The organism is Kitasatospora sp. NPDC056273, from assembly GCF_042268845.1.
Classification (GTDB): domain Bacteria; phylum Actinomycetota; class Actinomycetes; order Streptomycetales; family Streptomycetaceae; genus Kitasatospora.
In genome coordinates, this window is record NZ_JBHJSJ010000134.1 from 1 (window position 1) to 1,207 (window position 1,207).

The 1,207-nt window shown below is 34.6% G+C and carries 1 protein-coding gene; it reads left to right on the plus strand.

Annotation, left to right across the window (positions count from 1 at the left end; all coding sequences use genetic code 11):
* The first annotated feature begins 116 nt into the window (after positions 1-116).
* Positions 117-1,103 carry a tyrosine-type recombinase/integrase gene (locus ACFCY1_RS41525; protein WP_066230470.1) on the plus strand — a complete coding sequence of 329 codons (987 nt, stop codon included), beginning with the start codon at positions 117-119 and terminating at the stop codon, positions 1,101-1,103.
* Positions 1,104-1,207 lie beyond the last annotated feature (104 nt).

Below are 1,207 nucleotides of genomic sequence, written 5' to 3' on the forward strand. Positions count from 1 at the left end.
AAATACTCCATTTCCTGTTATTACTGGCGTATTAGGGCATGAAAATTCGAATACAACGAAGTTGTATCTCCGTATCGACATAGAACAACTCCGATCAGTTTCATTGGAGGTGCCTTATGAAAGATAGAGAAAAAGATTTCGTTTTTGATGGACCGTTTAAAGAGTACTGTCCGATGTATGTTGAGTATAAAAGAAATCTTGGTTATAAATTTGGTGAATCATCATTTTATAGTTTAAGATACATGGATGACTTTTTTAAAAAATATGATATGCCTACACTGATACTTAATAAAGAAATGGTGGAAGACTATGTTAGTAGAAGGGGCACTGAATCGCCCAAAACTCAGCATATGAGAATGAGCCTTATTAGACAATTTTCCATATTTATGAATAGCATTGGCTTTAGTTTTTACGTCCATCCAAAAGAATTAATCCCTATTTCAAATACATTTACTCCCTATATTTTTACTCGTGAAGAAATCACTAGAATATTAAAAGTTGTAGATAATTTGGAATATACACCATGGAGTAAACGTTATCACATGATTTATCCTATGCTTTTTAGGATGTTGTACGGATGTGGACTAAGGATTAATGAAGCACTGTCGTTGAAAAAGAGAGATGTTGATTTAGATAACGGGGTACTGACAGTCACAAAAGCAAAAAATAATTCAAGCAGATTAGTCCCTATGTCGAGTTCATTAACCCATTATTGTCGAGAATATGCTTCGAAAATGGGGTTTGATATGTATGGCGAAGGATATTTTTATCCCTCACGGGATAACGGGAAATATAACAATACGCCTGTATATGTAAAATTCAAACATTTCATGAAGACAGCAGGAATATTTACAGATAGTGAAGTCGGTCCTAGAGTACATGATATACGCCATACTTTCGCAGTACATTCGCTTGAAAAGATGGTTAAAGATGGACAGGACATCTATTGTGCATTACCAATCTTATGTGCTTACTTAGGCCATAGGGATATTGAAAGCACAGAAAAATACTTAAGACTTACCGAAGAAGCTTATGGACTAATCATTGATTCTATTGCACCTCTTTACGATGGAGTTTTCCCGGAGGTGGAAACAGATGCATAGTACTGATTTTGGGAAGTACCTATCTTCCTACTTTCTAAATTATATACCCAATAAAACAGGATATAGTGATAACACTATCAAGTCATATAGGGATACCTTTACAA